This window comes from Stenotrophomonas sp. S39, assembly GCF_016624665.1.
Classification (GTDB): domain Bacteria; phylum Pseudomonadota; class Gammaproteobacteria; order Xanthomonadales; family Xanthomonadaceae; genus Stenotrophomonas.
Genome location: NZ_JACVTT010000046.1, coordinates 19,141 through 35,031, shown reverse-complemented (window position 1 = coordinate 35,031; position 15,891 = coordinate 19,141). Strand labels below are relative to the sequence as shown.

Annotated in this window: 19 protein-coding genes and 1 pseudogene; 4 read left to right on the top strand and 16 right to left on the bottom strand. The window is 67.5% G+C overall.

Translation table 11 applies throughout. The features are described 5' to 3' along the window. Positions 1 to 189 precede the first annotated feature (189 nt). Positions 190 to 897, top strand: coding sequence for a YitT family protein (locus IAE41_RS13175; RefSeq protein WP_200733422.1), 708 nt, complete (start codon positions 190 to 192; stop codon positions 895 to 897). Positions 898 to 970: 73 nt separating this feature from the next. Here IAE41_RS13175 and IAE41_RS13170 read toward each other — a convergent pair whose 3' ends face one another. Continuing rightward, positions 971 to 1,516 carry a DNA-3-methyladenine glycosylase I gene (locus IAE41_RS13170; RefSeq protein WP_200733421.1) on the bottom strand — a complete coding sequence of 182 codons (546 nt, stop codon included), beginning with the start codon at positions 1,514 to 1,516 and terminating at the stop codon, positions 971 to 973. A 78-nt stretch (positions 1,517 to 1,594) separates the two neighbouring features. On the opposite strand from IAE41_RS13170, the gene IAE41_RS13165 reads away from it, so the two are divergent. Genes IAE41_RS13165 through IAE41_RS13155 form a run of 3 tightly spaced genes read left to right on the top strand, consistent with a single transcriptional unit; the run spans position 1,595 to position 3,615 of the window. Continuing rightward, complete coding sequence (locus tag IAE41_RS13165; RefSeq protein ID WP_079220886.1) at positions 1,595 to 2,161, top strand: YqgE/AlgH family protein; 567 nt, start codon at positions 1,595 to 1,597, stop codon at positions 2,159 to 2,161. Beyond that, positions 2,154 to 2,648 carry a Holliday junction resolvase RuvX gene (gene ruvX / locus IAE41_RS13160; RefSeq protein ID WP_079220887.1) on the top strand — a complete coding sequence of 165 codons (495 nt, stop codon included), beginning with the start codon at positions 2,154 to 2,156 and terminating at the stop codon, positions 2,646 to 2,648. Before IAE41_RS13165 ends, ruvX begins: the two co-directional genes overlap by 8 nt. A 16-nt stretch (positions 2,649 to 2,664) precedes the next feature. Beyond that, positions 2,665 to 3,615, top strand: coding sequence for an aspartate carbamoyltransferase catalytic subunit (locus IAE41_RS13155; protein WP_200733420.1), 951 nt, complete (start codon positions 2,665 to 2,667; stop codon positions 3,613 to 3,615). A gap of 301 nt (positions 3,616 to 3,916) precedes the next feature. On the opposite strand, the pseudogene IAE41_RS13150 reads toward IAE41_RS13155, so the two are convergent. The 15 genes and pseudogenes from IAE41_RS13150 to lptA form a co-directional block, all read right to left on the bottom strand. After that, positions 3,917 to 4,407 (bottom strand): annotated as a pseudogene (locus IAE41_RS13150) (transposase). Positions 4,408 to 4,523: 116 nt separating this feature from the next. After that, on the bottom strand, positions 4,524 to 5,321 hold the full coding sequence (locus tag IAE41_RS13145; RefSeq protein WP_200733419.1) for a prolyl oligopeptidase family serine peptidase: 798 nt from the start codon (positions 5,319 to 5,321) through the stop codon (positions 4,524 to 4,526). Between the two features lie 70 nt (positions 5,322 to 5,391). Continuing rightward, positions 5,392 to 5,658, bottom strand: a complete 267-nt coding sequence (locus IAE41_RS13140; RefSeq protein WP_200733418.1) for a hypothetical protein — start codon at positions 5,656 to 5,658, stop codon at positions 5,392 to 5,394. Positions 5,659 to 5,724: 66 nt separating this feature from the next. After that, on the bottom strand, positions 5,725 to 7,086 hold the full coding sequence (gene mgtE, locus IAE41_RS13135) for a magnesium transporter (RefSeq protein ID WP_079220892.1): 1,362 nt from the start codon (positions 7,084 to 7,086) through the stop codon (positions 5,725 to 5,727). A 171-nt stretch (positions 7,087 to 7,257) separates the two neighbouring features. Beyond that, a complete protein-coding gene (locus tag IAE41_RS13130) occupies positions 7,258 to 7,671 on the bottom strand; it encodes a hypothetical protein (protein ID WP_200733417.1) in 414 nt (137 codons plus the stop codon). Positions 7,672 to 7,728: 57 nt separating this feature from the next. Continuing rightward, the gene (ptsP, locus tag IAE41_RS13125) at positions 7,729 to 9,498 is read right to left on the bottom strand and encodes a phosphoenolpyruvate--protein phosphotransferase (protein ID WP_200733416.1); all 1,770 of its coding nucleotides are present in this window, start codon (positions 9,496 to 9,498) and stop codon (positions 7,729 to 7,731) included. A gap of 2 nt (positions 9,499 to 9,500) precedes the next feature. Beyond that, on the bottom strand, positions 9,501 to 9,770 hold the full coding sequence (locus IAE41_RS13120; protein ID WP_079220894.1) for an HPr family phosphocarrier protein: 270 nt from the start codon (positions 9,768 to 9,770) through the stop codon (positions 9,501 to 9,503). Further along, positions 9,763 to 10,155, bottom strand: coding sequence for a PTS fructose IIA subunit family protein (locus IAE41_RS13115; RefSeq protein WP_070490164.1), 393 nt, complete (start codon positions 10,153 to 10,155; stop codon positions 9,763 to 9,765). Before IAE41_RS13115 ends, IAE41_RS13120 begins: the two co-directional genes overlap by 8 nt. Before the next feature lie 272 nt (positions 10,156 to 10,427). Then, a complete protein-coding gene (gene rapZ, locus IAE41_RS13110) occupies positions 10,428 to 11,312 on the bottom strand; it encodes an RNase adapter RapZ (RefSeq protein WP_079220895.1) in 885 nt (294 codons plus the stop codon). Between the two features lie 23 nt (positions 11,313 to 11,335). Then, positions 11,336 to 12,286 carry an HPr(Ser) kinase/phosphatase gene (gene hprK, locus IAE41_RS13105; protein ID WP_079220896.1) on the bottom strand — a complete coding sequence of 317 codons (951 nt, stop codon included), beginning with the start codon at positions 12,284 to 12,286 and terminating at the stop codon, positions 11,336 to 11,338. Further along, a complete protein-coding gene (locus IAE41_RS13100) occupies positions 12,283 to 12,735 on the bottom strand; it encodes a PTS sugar transporter subunit IIA (protein WP_079220897.1) in 453 nt (150 codons plus the stop codon). Before IAE41_RS13100 ends, hprK begins: the two co-directional genes overlap by 4 nt. A 21-nt stretch (positions 12,736 to 12,756) precedes the next feature. Continuing rightward, the gene (gene raiA, locus IAE41_RS13095) at positions 12,757 to 13,074 is read right to left on the bottom strand and encodes a ribosome-associated translation inhibitor RaiA (protein WP_079220898.1); all 318 of its coding nucleotides are present in this window, start codon (positions 13,072 to 13,074) and stop codon (positions 12,757 to 12,759) included. 58 nt (positions 13,075 to 13,132) lie between these two features. After that, positions 13,133 to 14,569, bottom strand: a complete 1,437-nt coding sequence (locus tag IAE41_RS13090) for an RNA polymerase factor sigma-54 (RefSeq protein WP_200733415.1) — start codon at positions 14,567 to 14,569, stop codon at positions 13,133 to 13,135. 40 nt (positions 14,570 to 14,609) lie between these two features. Further along, complete coding sequence (gene lptB / locus IAE41_RS13085) at positions 14,610 to 15,329, bottom strand: LPS export ABC transporter ATP-binding protein (RefSeq protein ID WP_079220900.1); 720 nt, start codon at positions 15,327 to 15,329, stop codon at positions 14,610 to 14,612. Beyond that, positions 15,329 to 15,850 carry a lipopolysaccharide transport periplasmic protein LptA gene (gene lptA / locus IAE41_RS13080; protein ID WP_200733414.1) on the bottom strand — a complete coding sequence of 174 codons (522 nt, stop codon included), beginning with the start codon at positions 15,848 to 15,850 and terminating at the stop codon, positions 15,329 to 15,331. The genes lptB and lptA overlap by 1 nt, the downstream gene beginning before the upstream one ends. Between the last annotated feature and the right edge of the window lie 41 nt (positions 15,851 to 15,891).

The window sequence follows — 15,891 nt, the reverse complement described above, 5'->3', positions numbered from 1 at the left end:
GGGGGCTTCGTGGTGGCCCGTGGTCCCACCCCGCCCCGCCAAGCGCGGATACCCGCAGTCGAGCAAGCTCGACTCTACGCAGCCGAGCCAGCCACGAGGGGCTGCGCCGTTCGCTGACTGAACGATTTCATCTGCAACTGTCACCCGGATCGTGTCTAATACCGCTCCCCACCTGCGGTCCCCACCCGAATGTCCCTCCAATCCCATGGCCCGGCGCCGTGCGACGACGCTGACGGCCACCTCGTCACCGCAGGTCCGCTCACCCCGCCCCCGGACAGCGCCGGCACCCCCGCCGACGAAAAAGCGCTGCGCCACTCGGTCGCCGAGGATGTGCAGGGCATGGTGCTGGCCATGCTGGTGGCCTCGCTGGGCCTGGCCATCTTCGCCAAGGGCGGGTTGATGATCGGCGGCATGGCCGGCGCGGCCTTCCTGCTGCACTACGCCATGGGCTGGAATTTCGGCCTGGTGTTCGTGCTGGTCAACCTGCCGTTCTACTGGGTGGCCGTACGCCGCATGGGCTGGGAGTTCACCCTCAAGACCTTCGCGGCGGTCACCGCCTGCGGCGTGCTGACCGACATCCTGCCGCGCTGGGCCGATTTCTCGCATATCGCGCCGCTGTACTCGGCGCTGGTCGGCGGCGCCCTGTCCGGCCTGGGCATCCTGTTCTTCATCCGCCACCGCGCCAGCCTGGGCGGCATCGGCATCCTGGCGGTGTACCTGCAGCGCACCCGTGGCTGGAGTGCCGGCAAGGTGCAGATGTCCTTCGATGCCTGCCTGATGGTGGCCGCGTTCTTCGTGCTGTCACCGTCGAAGGTGATGTACTCGGCGATCGGCGCGGTGGTGCTCAGCCTGGTGCTGATGTTCAACCACCGCCCCGGCCGTTACATGGGCGTCTGATCATTCAACGGTAGTGCCGGCCGCGGGCCGGCAACACCCGCAGCATTCCGGGACTGCCGGCCAGCGGCCGGCACTACCGTGTGCTGGCCTTCACCCACGGCGGCGCCAGCTTCAACAGCTGCGCATGCACCGGGCAGTCCTCGGCATGCGCGCCGGGCAGGTAGCCCAGGCTCATCAGGAACTCGCCGGTGATCTCGCCGCCGGTGAAGCGGAACGTCTTCTTGAACAGCTTCACCCAGTCGGCCTTGCTGCGCGGGTGGTGCGCGTCCAGCCACGCGGCGAAGCTGCCGTGGCTGGCCCGCAGCTGCTGGATCACCTGCGCGTTGTGGATGGCGGCCAGCACCTTCAGCCGGTTGCGGATGATGCCGGCGTCGGACAGCAGGCGCTCGATGTCCTGCTCGGCATAGGCCGCCACGCGGTCCACGTCGAAGCCGTCGTAGGCCGCGCGGAAACCCTCGCGCTTCTTCAGGATGGTTTCCCAGCTCAGCCCGGCCTGGTTGATTTCCAGCACCAGCCGCTCGAACAGCTCGCGCTCGTCACGCTGCGGGAAGCCGTATTCATTGGCGTGGTAGAACTCATGCACCGGGTGGCCCGGGGCGATGCGGCAGTATCCGGACAAGGTGTTCTCCTGGCGGGCGGGCGCCCCATTATGCGCGGCGTGCAGGCGCCGGAGGCGCCCACCGGCTAGAATGGCACCATGCCTGTAACGCCTACCTCCCTTGCCGATCACCTGCTCGTCGCGCTGCCGTCGCTGATCGACGCCACCTTTGCCCGCAGCGTCGCGCTGATCTGCCAGCACGACGAGAACGGGGCGATGGGCGTGCTGGTCAACCAGCCCTCCGAATACACGCTGGGCGAAGTGCTTTCGCAGATGGACATCACCACCGGTGATGGCGAGCTGCAGGCGCGCACGGTGCTCAACGGCGGCCCGGTGCATCCCGAACGCGGCTTCGTCATCCACGACGACGCGCGCGACTGGGATTCCAGCCTGCGCGTGGGCGAGGGCCTGTACCTGACCACCTCGCGCGACATCCTCGAGGCCATGGCCCGCGGTGAAGGCCCGGCCAATGCCGTGGTCACCCTGGGCTGTGCCGGCTGGGGCGCCGGGCAGCTGGAAAGCGAGCTGTCCGAGAACAGCTGGCTGACCGTGCCGGCCGATGCCGAACTGGTGTTCCAGCTGCCACTGGAGCAGCGCTGGCAGGGTGCGGCCTCGCGCATCGGCGTGGACCTGTTCCGGCTGACCGATTACAGCGGCCATGTCTGAGCCGGCCGCCCCCGCCCCGGTTCCTGCCGCCCCGGCCATCCGCCGTGATGGCACCGTGCTGGGTTTCGATGTCGGCTCGCGTCGTATCGGCGTGGCCATCGGCAGTGCCTTTGCGGCGCATGCGCGCGCGGTGGCCGTGGTCGATGTGCATGGCAACGGCCCGGACTGGACCGCGATCGAGCGCCTGCTGAAGGAATGGAAGCCCGACGGCCTGGTGGTGGGCGATCCGCTCACCCTGGATGGCCAGGACCAGCCCAACCGCAAGCGCGCGCAGGGCTTCGCCCGCCAGCTGCGGGAACGCTTCAAGCTGCCGGTGGCGATGATCGACGAGCGTTCCAGCTCGGTCGAGGCCGCCCGCCGCTTCGCCGTCGAGCGCGCCGAAGGGCGCAAGCGCCGCCGTGATGCGGCCGCCCTCGACGCCGTGGCCGCGGCGGTGATCATCGACCGCTGGCTGTCGTCCCCCGACGACGCCACCCCCATTCCCTGACTGCACGACTCCCGCCATGACTGCCCAGCAACTTGATGCTTCCGGACGCCTGCGCCACCTGCTGACCCTTGAGGGCCTGCCGCGCGAAACCCTGCTGCAGCTGCTCGACCGGGCAGGGCAGATCCGAGATGCCGCCGTCGGCCGCGTCGGCAACAAGCGCCAGGTGCTGGCCGGTTCGGCGGTGTGCACGCTGTTCTTCGAACCCTCCACCCGCACCCGCAGCTCGTTCCAGCTGGCCGCCCAGCGCCTGGGCGCGGACGTGCTGAACTTCGATGCCTCCACGTCATCGACGCGCAAGGGCGAGACCGCCTGCGACACGCTGAAGAACCTGGAAGCGATGGGCGTGCGCGGCTTCGTCGTGCGCCACCCCGATGACGGCGCGGTCGCCGCGCTGGCCGCAGCGGCGGGCGAGGGCACCGCCCTGGTCAACGCCGGCGACGGCCGCAGCTCGCACCCGACCCAGGGCCTGCTGGACATGCTGACCCTGCGCCAGGCCAAGGGCCCGGATTTCTCGAAGCTGAAGGTCGTGATCGTCGGCGATGTGAAGCACTCGCGCGTGGCCCGCACCGACCTGCATGCACTGCGCACGCTGGGCGTGGGCGAGATCCGCGTGTGCGGCCCGCAGTCGCTGCTGCCTGACGACGAGACCCTGAAGGGCTGCGTGGTCGGCGATGATTTCGACGCGATGCTGGAAGGCGTGGACGCGCTGATGATGCTGCGCCTGCAGCGCGAGCGCATGGAAGAGGGCCTGGTGCCGTCGCTGGAGCAGTACCACGCCCAGTACGGCCTGAATGCCGAACGCCTGGCCCGTGCCGGCAAGGATGCAGCAGTGCTGCACCCGGGCCCGATCAATCGCGGCGTGGAAGTGACCGACGACGTGGCCGACGGCCCGCAGTCGTGGGTGCTGCGCCAGGTCGCCAACGGCGTCGCCGTGCGCATGGCCGTGCTGGAAACCCTGCTGGGCTGATCTGCTGGGTGGGTGCCTGGTGGGTGCCGACCGTTGGTCGACACTGAACTGCTGGGTGGGTGCCAACCGTTGGTTGGCACTGAACTGCCCTGGTGGGTGCCAACCGTTGGTCGGCACTGAACTGCCCTGGTGGGTGCCGACCGTTGGTTGGCACTGAACTGCCCTGGTGGATGCCAACCGTTGGTCGGCACTGAACTGCCCTGGTGGATGCCAACCGTTGGTTGGCACTGAACTGCCCCGGTGGGTGCCGACCGTTGGTCGGCACTGAACTGCTTTGGTGGGTGCCGACCGTTGGTCGGCACTATCTCGTCGATCCAGAATGCCCCATTGCCTGTAATTGCCCAGCCATCTCCCATCGACACCACGCGTGGGGATACTCGCCAAGCTGCGTGGTCAATCCTGCTCTGATCGGATTTGCCACCACGTACATGGCTGACGAAACAGCGATTCATCCGAGCGGATCGCATGATCGTGATAGCTCGATTGCCAGAAACGTCCTGATAGGCCGAGCATGCGATTGACCTGCAATGCACTGCTCGATTTGAATCGCTGCATGAGGTAGTCCAGCGAGAACGCACGAAGCTCCACGAGCCAATGGATGTGGTCCGGCATGACCACGTAGGCAAGTGAGTGCGTGAGGCCCTCAGTGTCGATCCGATGGAGAACATCCATCACCAACTGCGCCGCATTGGGATCATCGAAGTAGCGATGACGCCCATGCGTTACGGTAGTCAGGAGGTAGGACTGCCCGATGCGGGAATGGCGGCCAAGGCGCAGGCGTGCACGGTTCATGAACACCAGCGTGTGCGCGCCGACTGTTTCTTGCTATCGGGTAATTGCCTTGATGCAGGTAAGGGCAGTGCCGACCAACGGTCGGCACCCACCCACAGCAGACCAGAGTCTGGGGTTCAGCGCTTCTGCGCGAACAGCCACGCCCACATCGCCGGGTCGGCGTAGGTGGCGTCCCAGGCGTTGTGGTTGCCGTCGGGGTATTCGGTGTAGCGCACGTCGCCCGCGCCGGCGGCCTGGAAAGCGGCATGCAGGCGGCGGTCATCGGCCGGCGGCACCACGTCATCCTGCGCGCCGTGGAAGATCCAGATGGGCGTCTGCCGCAGGCGCTGGGCGATGGCAGCGTAAGGATCAGCTTCGTGCGCCACCTGTTCGACGAACAGGGTGGGGCGCACCGCGCGCGGGGCCAGCACGGCGCCGCATACCGGCACGATGGCGGCGAAGCGCTGCGGTTCGTCCAGGGCGATGTTCCAGCTGCCGTAGCCGCCCATCGACATGCCGGTCAGGTACTGCCGCGCCGGGTCGGCACCAAACTCGGCGATCGCCGCATCCAGCGCAGCCAGTGCCACGCGGTTGTTGTGGCCGCTCCATTCCTCTTCGCCGGGCACCTGCGGGAACACCGCCAGCGCCGGGAAGTCGGTGGCATGCTCGCGCAGATAGGGGCCCAGGCCTGCATGGGTCTGCTTGACGCCGTCGCTACCACGCTCACCCGAACCGTGCAGGAACAGCACCACCGGCAGCGAGCCGGGCGTGCGTGCCGCCACCGCCGGAATGAAGACCTGGTAGTAGGCGGTCTGCCCGTCCATCTTCACCGCACGGGATTCGAAGTGGCCACGCGCGCTGTCGGGCGTGCTGGCGCAGGCGGCCAGCATCAGCAGGGACAGCAGCGGCAGCCAGCGCAGCAACGGACGGACCATGACGTTTTCCCAAGGGTTGGAAGCGTTTTCATGGTAGTCGCTCGGCGTGCGCCGGGCATCGTGCAGCGCGTCACTGCGGGGGCGGGAAACTGGCGATGATGTCCAGCTGTTCCTGCGCCTCGGCGTTGCCTTCGGCCGCCGCCGCCTGCACCTGTGCCATGTCCGGGTGCATCACCACCAGCAGCGGGTTCTCGCACACCGGGCAGTCGTACTCGGTGGCGTCCTCGTCCAGCTCCATCACCATCGCGCGCGAGTTGCCTTTCCATTCGCAGGCGGCACAGGTGTGCATCTGGTCGCGCCAGCCGGGCTGGAAGTAGTTTTCAATCGTGGTGGCCATGGGGGCGTCCGGAGTTGATGCAGACGGGGTCGGAGCCCGCTTCGCGGGATCCGACCCCATGCAGTTTCAGTGCAGCAGGATGAGGGTGGCCAGGCCGAGGAAGCTGAAGAAACCCATCACGTCGGTCACCGCGGTCACCACCACGGTGCCGGCCACGGCCGGGTCCACGTTCATGCGCTTGAGCAGCAGCGGCAACAGCACGCCGGCCAGTGCTGCGGCCAGGAAGTTGATGATCAGCGCCAGGGTGATCACCAGCGACAGCAGCAGGCTGTGGAACCACAGGAACGCAATCAGGCCGACCAGCAGGCCGATCAGCGTGCCGTTGATCAGCGCCACGCGCGCTTCCTTCCACAGCAGGATGCGCGCATTGCTCTGGCCCACCTGGCCCAGCGCGATGCCACGCACCATCAGGGTCAGCACCTGCACCGCCGCGTTGCCGCCGACGCCGGCGACGATCGGCATCAGCACCGCCAGCGCCACCACCTTCTGTAGGGTCAGCTCGAACTGGCCGATCACGCTGGCGGCGAGGAACGCCGTGCACAGGTTGATGCCCAGCCAGACCACGCGGCCGCGCACGGCACGCTTGATCGGCGAGAACAGATCCTCTTCCTCGTCCAGGCCGGCCGCGCCCAGTGCCTGGTGCTCGGCCTGCGAACGGATGATGTCCACCACGTCATCGATGGTGATGCGGCCGAGCAGGATGTTGTTGTCGTCCACCACCGGCGCGGACACCCAGTCATGGTCGGAGAACTGCCGGGCGACTTCCTGGTCGCTCTCGCCGACGTCGATGGCCGGCTGTTCGTCGTCGATCAGGCGGTTGATCGGCGTGGTGTCTTCGTGGGTGACCAGCGCGGCCAGCGACACGCGGCCCAGGTACTGGTGGCGGCGGCTGACCACGAACAGGTGATCGGTGTGGTCGGGCAGTTCGCCACGCAGGCGCAGGTAGCGCAGCACCACGTCGACGTTGACGTCGGCGCGCACGGTCACCACGTCCGGGTTCATCAGTCGGCCGGCGCTGTCCTCGGGATACGACAGCACCTGTTCCAGGCGCTCGCGGTTCTCGCGGTCCATCGACTTGAGGACCTCGTCGATGACCGTATCGGGCAGGTCCTCGACCAGGTCGGCCAGGTCATCGATGTCCAGGTCTTCGACCGCGGCGATGATTTCGTCCGGGTCCATGTCCGCGAGCAGGCTCTCGCGCACTTCCTCGCCGACGTGGACCAGCACCTCGCCATCGTCCTCGGGATCGACCAGCCCCCACACCACTTCGCGCTTGCCCGGGGGCAGCGATTCGAGCAGGTTGCCGATCTCGGCCGGCGCCAGCGTGTTGACGAGCCGACGTACTGGCCCCAGCCGGCCGCTGTCCAGTGCATCGGACAGCATCCGCAGCTGGCGTGCAGTCTTGTCGTGGCGTACGGCTTCAGCCATCACAGCTCCCGCGGGAAGAGAAAAGCCGCGATCCCGGCAAGGATGCGGCAACAGGGGTGTTCAGCGCGTCATTATCGCAAGCGGATGTTTCAACGCATAGCCGCCGGGTGCTGGTAGTGCCGGCCGCTGGCCGGCAACCTCAAGGGCTTCGGTGGAGGCGTTTGCCGGCTCTTATGTCGGGGGCGACTCGAAGCAATGCAGCGCGGTCGCACGGAATACCACCCCGCCGGGCACGTAGGCGTCACTCCGTTCGAGCTGTCCGCTGACTCGAACATGCAATGGAGGCAGTCCCTTCTGGGCCTGCATCCTGAAAGCGGTGGTCATGAACGAATCCACGTACGGATCCTTGTCCAAACCCTCTGCAAGCTCCAGCCAGACACCCGATCCAAAACCGCTGCTGCAGTCATGCAGGGATATTCCGTGTCGGGTGCCGCGATAGCAGCCAGCGATGATGACCGGATGCTCCTGTTGAAGGTCAGATGTGAGCCGATGGGCCGGCGTATCCGTAGTCTCCGCCGGGCAATCTTTTCCCCATGAGGGAAATGCCGCAAGGATCAGGAGCGCTGCGAGTGGTGCGGTTTTCATGGGGACACGTTGTGTTGGTAGCGCCGGGCCGTGCCCGGCGAGCGCGCAGCGCGGCAGTCAGGGTGCCTCGGCCACCAGTGCCAACCAGCGTTCGATACCCCGCCGATCGCGCGCGGCCAGCAGCTTCGGCGCACGTGCGCGCAGGGTGGCCAGGTCGGCCTCGCGGATCGCGCGGCGGACTTCCAGCAACGTGCCCGGGTGCAGGCTGAACTCGGTCAAGCCCAGCGCCAGCAGCAGCGGGGTCATGCGCGCGTCGCCGGCCATCTCGCCACACACCGCCACCGGGATGCGATGGCGTGCGCCGGTATCGATGACCATCTGCAACAGGCGCAGTACCGCCGGGTGCAGCGGCGAATACAGCTCGCCGAGCGCCTCGTTGTTACGGTCGGCGGCCAGCAGGTACTGCACCAGGTCATTGGTGCCGATCGACAGGAAGTCGACCAGATCGATGAAACTCTCCAGCGCCAGCGCGGCGGCTGGCACTTCGATCATCGCGCCCAGCGGCACGTGCTCGGCCACCACGTGGCCTTCGTCGCGCAGCTGCTCGGTCAGCTTGAGCATGCGTCGGCGTACCGCCAACAGTTCCTCGCGGGTGCTGACCATCGGCACCAGCACGCGCAGCTTGCCGTAGGCCGAGGCGCGCAGGATCGCGCGCAGCTGCGTGTCGGACACCTTCGGCCGCGCCAGCGACAGGCGCACGCCACGCAGGCCCAGCGCCGGGTTTTCCTCGTTGCTCAGGGTCAGGCCGGTGCGGTCGGCCTTGTCCGCGCCCAGGTCGAGGGTGCGGATGGTCACCGGTCGCCCGCTCATGCCCAGGGCGGCATCGCGGTAGGTCTGGAACTGTTCTTCCTCGTCCGGCAGCTCGTTGCGCTGCAGGAACAGGAATTCGGTGCGGTACAGGCCCAGCCCCTGTGCGCCCAGCGCATGCGCCTGGGTCACGTCTTCCAGCGATTCGGCATTGGCCAGCAGGGCGATGTCGACCTGGTCGCGGGTACGGCTGGGCTTGCTGCGCAGGCGGCCGAGCTCACGCTGCTCGCGCGCGTGTTCCTTCAGGCGCACGCGGTAGTCGCGCAGGTTGTCGGCCTGCGGGTTGACCGTGATGCTGCCGTCGGCGCCGTCGATGATGAGCACGTCGCCGTCGACGATGCGGCTGAGCACCTGCTGCACGTTGACGATGAGCGGCAGGTGCAGGCTGCGGGCGAGGATCGCGCTGTGCGACAGCGCGCTGCCGGCGGCGGTGACGATGCCGACCACGCCCTGCGACTGCAGCTGGGCCAGTTCGGACGGGGCGATGTTGTCGCAGACCAGGATCTCGCCGGCCAGGCCCTTCACCACGGGCGGGCGCTCTGGCTGCAGGAAGGCGTGGATGCGGCCGATCACATGGTCCAGGTCGTCCATGCGGCTCTTCAGGTAGGCATCGTCCATGCCATCGAAGACCTTGGCCAGGCGGTCACGCTGCAGGCGCAGCGCATAGCCGGCACTGTACGGACCACTGCGTATCAGTTCGTCCAGGCCGTGCAGCAGCTCGGGGTCGTCCAGCAGCAGGGCATGCAGGTCGAGGAACTCGCCGACGTCGTGGCTCAGTGCGCCGTGCAGGCGCTGGCGCAGTTCGTGCATTTCCGCGCGGGCGGCATCCACCGCGCGATGCAGGCGGACCAGTTCGGCCTCCACCTGCTGCGGCGCGACGCGTTGTACGGCCACTTCCAGGGCGTGCGGCAGGCGAACCCGCGCGCGTCCCATCGCCGAACCGCGTGCAGCGCCGTGACCGGCCAGCAGCTGTACCGGCCGTTGGCCGGTGGCAGTTTGGCCGGCGCGTGCGCGTGGCACGCTCAGCTGTCCTCGTCGAAGCGGCGCTCGAACAGGTCGACCACCGCGTCCATCGCCGCCGCTTCATCTTCGCCGTTGATGCGGATGGTGACCGGCGTACCCTGGGCGGCGGCCAGCAGCATCACGCCCATGATGCTCTTGGCGTTGATCTCACGGCCCTTGGCGGCCATGGTCACGTTGCAGCGGAATGGGGCCAGCGTCTGCACCAGCTTGGCGGTGGCCCGGGCGTGCAGGCCCAGGCGGTTGCTCACGGTGAGTTCTCGTTCAAGCATCGTCGACTATCGCTCCATTACGGGTGCCCGCCGCGGCTGTGGCGGGCAGTTGATCCAGTCCCTGTTCCGGATAATTCATCACCCGCAGCAACATCGGCAGACTCAGCGCCGACACCCGGCGAACCGGGGTCCCCAACCGGGCCAGCTGCCCGGCAAGGTTGGCGGGGCTGGCGCCGTACAGGTCGGTCAGGATCAGCACGCCATCCCCACCGTCGACCCGGCGCAAGGCAGCCGAGGCGAGCGGGAGAAGAGCATCCAGGTCTGCGTCGAACGGTACTTCGAAAGCTTCGGTTTTCAGCGGCAATTGCCGCAGGAGCCGGGTCGCCACGTCAAGCAGGGCGGTCCCGATCCCAGGATGTGTTACGAGGAGAATGCCACAGGTCATTACTGCACGTTAACAGGTCAAGGTGAATCGGCGATAGCAGCAGGAGAGGGGCACTGTGTCCCGTATTCATGTATTACGCCCAGTAGATCCACGCCATGCGTGGATGGACCCTGCGCGCAGGGTCCAAATGCGCCGGAGCAGCTTCGGCAGGCGTTCAACTTCGGACGAAAGTGGTCCTGGTCAGCGGCCGGCTACGGATGCTTGTGCCGCCCTGCGGGCGGTCTCCACGCATGGCGTGGATCTACGCCCATTGTTCCGTCTTCGCTCGAAGGTCAATCCTGTTCGCGGTGGTAGGTCGCCACGTCATCCCAGCCCATCTCGCGGGCATGCCGCGCCATGCGCTCGGCCAGGTACACCGAGCGGTGCTTGCCGCCGGTGCAGCCGAAGGCCACGGTCACGTAGCTGCGGGTGCCATCGCCCAGCTTGGGCAGCCAGGTGTCGAGGAAATCCATCAGCTGGCCCAGGTAGCGCTGCACGTCCGGCTGCGCTTCCAGGTAATCGCGCACGCCCGGCTCGCGGCCGCTCAGCGCGCGCAGGTCCGGGTCCCAGTGCGGGTTGGGCAGCACGCGTGCATCGAACACGAAGTCGGCCTCGGCCGGCACGCCGCGCTTGTAGGCAAACGATTCGAACAGCAGCGACAGGCGCGTTGCGTGCCCCATCGCGAACTCGGTGATGATGCGCCGACGCAGCTGGTGGACGTTCAACGCGCTGGTATCGATGACCACGTCGGCCTCGCGGCGCAGCGGTGCGATCAGCTCGCGCTCGCGGGCGATCGCTTCGGGCAGGGACAGGCCCAGCTGGCTCAGCGGATGCCGGCGACGGGTGTCGGCATAGCGCTTGAGCATCGTCTCGTCGCTCGCCTCGAAGTACAGCACCTTCGCTTCCACGCCGGCATCGGTGGCCAGCTTGCGCCAGTTGGACAGCTGGCTCAGGTCGGCCTGGCCACGCACGTCGATGCCCACCGCCAGCCGGCGCGGCGCGCCCCCGTCATGGTTTTCCAGCACGCTGCGCACGAAATCGGGCAACAGCTGGATCGGCAGGTTGTCCGAACAGTAGTAGTCCTGATCCTCGAAGGTCTTCAGGGCGACGGATTTACCCGAGCCGGACAGGCCGCTGACGATGATCAGGGTCGGGGCGGTGGGGGTGACGGTACTCATGGACAGGCTCTTGGTGGTGGGGCTCAGGGTGTTCGTCGTTCCAGCAGGTTGCTGTGGCGGGCGATGAACATCGCCGCCGGGTCGATACCCTTGGTACGCAGAATGTGCAGCCGGGTGGCCGCCTCGGTCAGGACCGCCAGGTTGCGGCCGGGCATCACCGGCAGGGTGATCAGCGGCACGTCCAGGTCCAGCACGTGGCGGGTGCCCGAATCGCCGGTCAGGCGCTCGTAGCCGTGCGGGGTGGGTTCGGTCATCGGCTTGGTCAGGTGGACGATCAGCCGAAGGTACTTGTTCTTCTTTACCGCCGTATCACCAAACATCTCGCGCACGTTCAGCACGCCCAGGCCGCGCACTTCCAGCAGGTCCTGCAGCAGTTCGGGGCAGGTGCCGTCGAGCACGTCGGGCGCGATCTGGGTGAATTCGGGGGCGTCGTCGGCCACCAGGCGGTGACCGCGGCTGAGCAGTTCCAGCGCCAGCTCGCTCTTGCCCGAGCCGGCTTCGCCGGTGATGAGCACGCCGATGGAGTAGATCTCCATGAACACGCCATGCAGGATCACCCGCGGCGCCAGCGTGCGCGCCAGGTGGTAGGAAAGGTGGTTGAGCAGTTCATGGCCGCGCTTGGGCGACAGCCACAGCGGCGTGCCGGATTCATCGGCGGCCGCGCGCAGGTCTTCCGGGCAGGCCTGGTTGCGGGTCAGCACCAGCGCCAGCGGGTGCGACTGCATGATCTTCTCGATCGTTTCCCAGCGCTGGCGCGGTTCCAGCGCGTCCAGCCAGGACAGTTCCTCGGTCCCGAGGATCTGCACCTTGTTGGGGTAGATCGCATTGAGATAGCCGGCCAGCGAGGGGCGGCGGGAGACCGTGTTGCCGGCTTCCAGCTCGCGTTTCTCACCGGCCTTGCCGGCGGCCCAGCGCAGCCCCAGCCGCTCGCGCTGCTGGTCGAACAGTTCGCGTGCGGTGATGCTGGTATTCATGCGGCGCTCGCCGATGGGGGAAGGTCCAGGGCCTCGCGCAGTGCCCGCGCATCGCCCGCCGCGCGCAGGGCGTCGCGGATCGAGGGCGTCGAGAACAGCTCGGCCAGTTCCGACAGCAGCATCAGGTGCTGGTGGGTGTAGTGGGCGGGGACGGCCATGGCGAACACCAGGTCCACCGGTTCATCGCCGCCGAAATCGACCGGGGTCTGCAGCCGCAGCAGGGCGCCGCGGGGACGGTCCAGGGCAGGGGCCCGGCCATGGGGAATGGCGATGCCGCAACCGATCGCCGTACTGCCCAGGGCTTCGCGCTGGCACAGGTTGAGGTAGATCTGTTCGGCGTTGGCCTGGCGGCAGGCCAGCAACCCGGCGGCGGCCTGCAGGACGCTGTCGCGGTCGGTGGCCGTGCAGAGCTGGGTCTGCACGGCCGCCAGGAGGTCAGTCAGGGGCATGTCTGCGGGGAACGGTGGCGATCAGCCGCCATTGTCGCCCACCGGCAGTGGAGCGTGCTGCTGTTTTTTCTCCTTGTGCTTGATCACCAGGCGGTCGAGCTTGTCCGCCAGCACGTCGATGGCGGCATACATGGTCTGGCCGCCGGCTTCGGCATGCAGGGTCTGGCCGGGAATATTGAGGCTGGCGTCGACGTGGTGTTCGGTCTTCTGCAGCTTGAGGGTTACCCGCGCTTCGCAGTGCTGGTCGAAGTGCTTTCCGACCCGGGCCAGCTTTTCTTCAACATACGACTGCAGGGCCGGGGTGACTTCGACATCTTTGCCAAACGTTTCGATGCGCATCGGGTTTCTCCTGTGTTCGGATGTGCCAATGAACCTCTCCGCCGGGCGCGGCGGCGCGTCAAGCGATTCTGACCCTTTCGTGCGAGGCGGAGATGTTCATGGCCTCACGATACTTCGCCACGGTGCGCCGCGCTACTGGGATTCCCGACGTTTTGAGCAGGTCAGCCAGCTTGGCGTCAGAAAGCGGCTTGCGTGGGTTTTCGTCATCGATCAGGCGGCGGATCATCGCCTGGATGGCGGTACTGGATGCTTCGCCACCGCCTTCGGTGTCGATGCCCGATGCAAAGAACGCGCGCAGCGGCAGGGTGCCGCGCGGCGTGCGCACGTGCTTGCGGGCGATCGCCCGCGAGACGGTGGATTCGTGCAGGCCCAGTTCGGCGGCGATCTCGCGCAGGGTCAGCGGGCGCAGCGCCTGTTCACCGAATTCGAGGAAACCGGCCTGCTGGTGGATCAGGCTGCGCACCACGCGCAGCAGGGTTTCGCCGCGTGCCTGCAGGCCCTTAAGCAGCCAGCGGGCTTCCTGCAGCTGGGCGCGCAGGTAACCGGCGTCGGCTTCGCCGCAGCGGCGGATCATCTGTTCGTAGCCGCGGTGGATGATCACCTTGGGCCCGGCATGGGCGGCCAGCGCGGCGCGCCAGAGCCCGTTCTGCCGCCATACCACCACGTCCGGCACCACGTAGGTGTCCTGCGCCAGCGGTGCGATCTGGGTACCCGGGCGCGGGTCCAGCGAGCGCAGCAGGGCGACCGCGGTCTCGACCTCGGCGAGCGGCTGCTTCAGTTCCTGGGCCAGGCCGGCCACGCCGCTGCGCGGCAGGCGCTCCAGCGGGCCGGCGGCGACCTGCCGGGCCAGCGCCAGGCCGGGGGTGTCGGCGGGCAGCACGTCCAGCTGCAGCTGCAGGCATTCGCCCAGGCAGCGCGCGGCCACGCCCACCGGGTCGAAGCGCTGCACCTGGTGCAGCACGGTCAGGATCTCGTCTTCACCGGCGTGGATGGCCGGCAGCAGGGTCTCGGCGATCGTCGCCAGCGGCTCGCGCAGGTAACCGTCTTCTTCCAGCGCATCGATCAGCGCGGCCCCGATGCTGCGGTCGCGCATCGACAGATGCGACAGGTGCAGCTGCCACAGCAGGTGATCGGCCAGGGTCTCGACCTCGGCCACCCGCTCGGCGGCGCTGCCGGTGTCTTCATCGTCGTCGAAACTGCCGCTGCTGCCCGGATTGCTCCAGTCCTGCTCGGCGGGGGCCCAGTCGTCGCCGCTGGCCTGCGCGGGCTCCGGCGGTGCATCGCTGTCGGCGCCGTGGTCATCGCCGGCATCGCTGCCCGCACCGGCGCCGTCATCGTTGCTGTCGGCCCAGTCCAGCAGGGGGTTGCTTTCCACCGCCTGGGCGATTTCCAGCTCCAGCTCGGTGGTGGACATCTGCAGCAGCTTGATCGCCTGCTGCAGCTGTGGTGTCAGCACCAGCTGCTGTCCCAACGATGTCTGCAGCCGAGTCTTCATGCCTATGCCGAAACGGAGGGGAAGGGCCCGGCGGCCGCGGTCACAGCTTGAAGGAGTCTCCAAGGTAGACGCGACGGACGTCGGCGTTGTCCAGGATCGCTTCCGGCGAGCCCTGGGCCAGTACGGTGCCCTCAGCGAGGATATACGCGCGGTCGCAGATTCCCAAGGTTTCGCGCACGTTGTGGTCGGTGATGAGCACACCGATGCCGCGCTGCTTGAGGTGGGTGACGATGCGCTGGATCTCGCCGACCGAGATCGGATCGACGCCGGCGAAGGGTTCGTCCAGCAGGATCAGGCGCGGCTTGGCGGCCAGTGCGCGGGCGATCTCGCAGCGGCGGCGTTCACCACCGGACAGGCTGGCACCGAGCTGCTCGGACACGTGGCCCAGCTGCAGTTCGTCCAGCAGGCTGTTGAGTTCGCGCTCGCGGCCGGCCGCATCCAGGTCGTCGCGCAGTTCCAGCACCAGGCGCAGGTTGTCGGCCACGGTCAGCTTGCGGAACACCGACGGTTCCTGCGGCAGGTAGCCCACGCCCTGCTTGGCGCGCGTATACATCGGGTCGCCGGTGATGTCCTGGCCGTCGAGCACGATGCTGCCGGCATCGGCCTCCACCAGGCCCACGATCATGTAGAAGCAGGTGGTCTTGCCGGCACCGTTGGGGCCGAGCAGGCCGACCACTTCGCCGGCATCGAGGGTCAGCCCGAAGTCCTTGACGACTTCGCGCTGCTTGTACTTCTTGCGCAGGCCCTTGGCGACAAGCATTACTTCTTGCTCCCGGCCGCCGGCTGCGCCGCAGGCGTCTTGTTCTTGGGCGGAATGACGGTACGCACGCGGCTGCCGTCGCCACCGGAATTCATTTCGCCGGTACGGGTGTTGTAGACCATGCGCTGGCCGGCATTGGTACCGCGCGCGCTGGTCACCTTGTAGTTGCCGGTGAGGGTGATGATCTCGGTCTTGATGTCGTAGTCGATCTTGTCGGCCACCGCATCCATCCAGGTGCCGTCATCGAGCTGCTGCTTCATCTTGGCCTGCTTGCCGGTGAACACGGCACGCACGGCTTCGCCGTCCTTCATGTAGATCTCGGCCTCGGACGAGCGCAGGTCCAGCGTGCCCTGGGTGATGATCACGCCCTGCGACAGGGTGGTCTTGCCATCACCGGTGAGGTTGCCGGCCTGTGCGCCGGCATCGATGTTCATGGGCTCGTTGCGGTCGGTGGACTTGGCCTGCGCGAAGGCGGGAACCAGGAGACCAAGGGCGAGCACGGCAGCAAAGGGAATCTTCATCGGGGTCCGTTCTACCGGTGAGGCTGCCCGGTCAGGCCGGG

Excerpts from the sequence above, each read along its gene's own strand:
- IAE41_RS13155 (WP_200733420.1), top strand. The coding sequence starts at position 2,665 with ATGACTGCCCAGCAACTTGATGCTTCCGGACGCCTGCGCCACCTGCTG.
- IAE41_RS13175 (WP_200733422.1), top strand. The coding sequence starts at position 190 with ATGTCCCTCCAATCCCATGGCCCGGCGCCGTGCGACGACGCTGACGGC.
- raiA (WP_079220898.1), bottom strand. The coding sequence starts at position 13,074 with ATGCGCATCGAAACGTTTGGCAAAGATGTCGAAGTCACCCCGGCCCTG.
- IAE41_RS13100 (WP_079220897.1), bottom strand. The coding sequence starts at position 12,735 with ATGCCCCTGACTGACCTCCTGGCGGCCGTGCAGACCCAGCTCTGCACG.
- rapZ (WP_079220895.1), bottom strand. The coding sequence starts at position 11,312 with ATGAGTACCGTCACCCCCACCGCCCCGACCCTGATCATCGTCAGCGGC.
- IAE41_RS13140 (WP_200733418.1), bottom strand. The coding sequence starts at position 5,658 with ATGGCCACCACGATTGAAAACTACTTCCAGCCCGGCTGGCGCGACCAG.
- mgtE (WP_079220892.1), bottom strand. The coding sequence starts at position 7,086 with ATGGCTGAAGCCGTACGCCACGACAAGACTGCACGCCAGCTGCGGATG.
- IAE41_RS13130 (WP_200733417.1), bottom strand. The coding sequence starts at position 7,671 with ATGAAAACCGCACCACTCGCAGCGCTCCTGATCCTTGCGGCATTTCCC.
- IAE41_RS13165 (WP_079220886.1), top strand. The coding sequence starts at position 1,595 with ATGCCTGTAACGCCTACCTCCCTTGCCGATCACCTGCTCGTCGCGCTG.
- IAE41_RS13115 (WP_070490164.1), bottom strand. The coding sequence starts at position 10,155 with ATGACCTGTGGCATTCTCCTCGTAACACATCCTGGGATCGGGACCGCC.
- IAE41_RS13145 (WP_200733419.1), bottom strand. The coding sequence starts at position 5,321 with ATGGTCCGTCCGTTGCTGCGCTGGCTGCCGCTGCTGTCCCTGCTGATG.
- ruvX (WP_079220887.1), top strand. The coding sequence starts at position 2,154 with ATGTCTGAGCCGGCCGCCCCCGCCCCGGTTCCTGCCGCCCCGGCCATC.
- lptB (WP_079220900.1), bottom strand. The coding sequence starts at position 15,329 with ATGCTTGTCGCCAAGGGCCTGCGCAAGAAGTACAAGCAGCGCGAAGTC.
- lptA (WP_200733414.1), bottom strand. The coding sequence starts at position 15,850 with ATGAAGATTCCCTTTGCTGCCGTGCTCGCCCTTGGTCTCCTGGTTCCC.
- hprK (WP_079220896.1), bottom strand. The coding sequence starts at position 12,286 with ATGAATACCAGCATCACCGCACGCGAACTGTTCGACCAGCAGCGCGAG.
- IAE41_RS13090 (WP_200733415.1), bottom strand. The coding sequence starts at position 14,569 with ATGAAGACTCGGCTGCAGACATCGTTGGGACAGCAGCTGGTGCTGACA.
- IAE41_RS13120 (WP_079220894.1), bottom strand. The coding sequence starts at position 9,770 with ATGCTTGAACGAGAACTCACCGTGAGCAACCGCCTGGGCCTGCACGCC.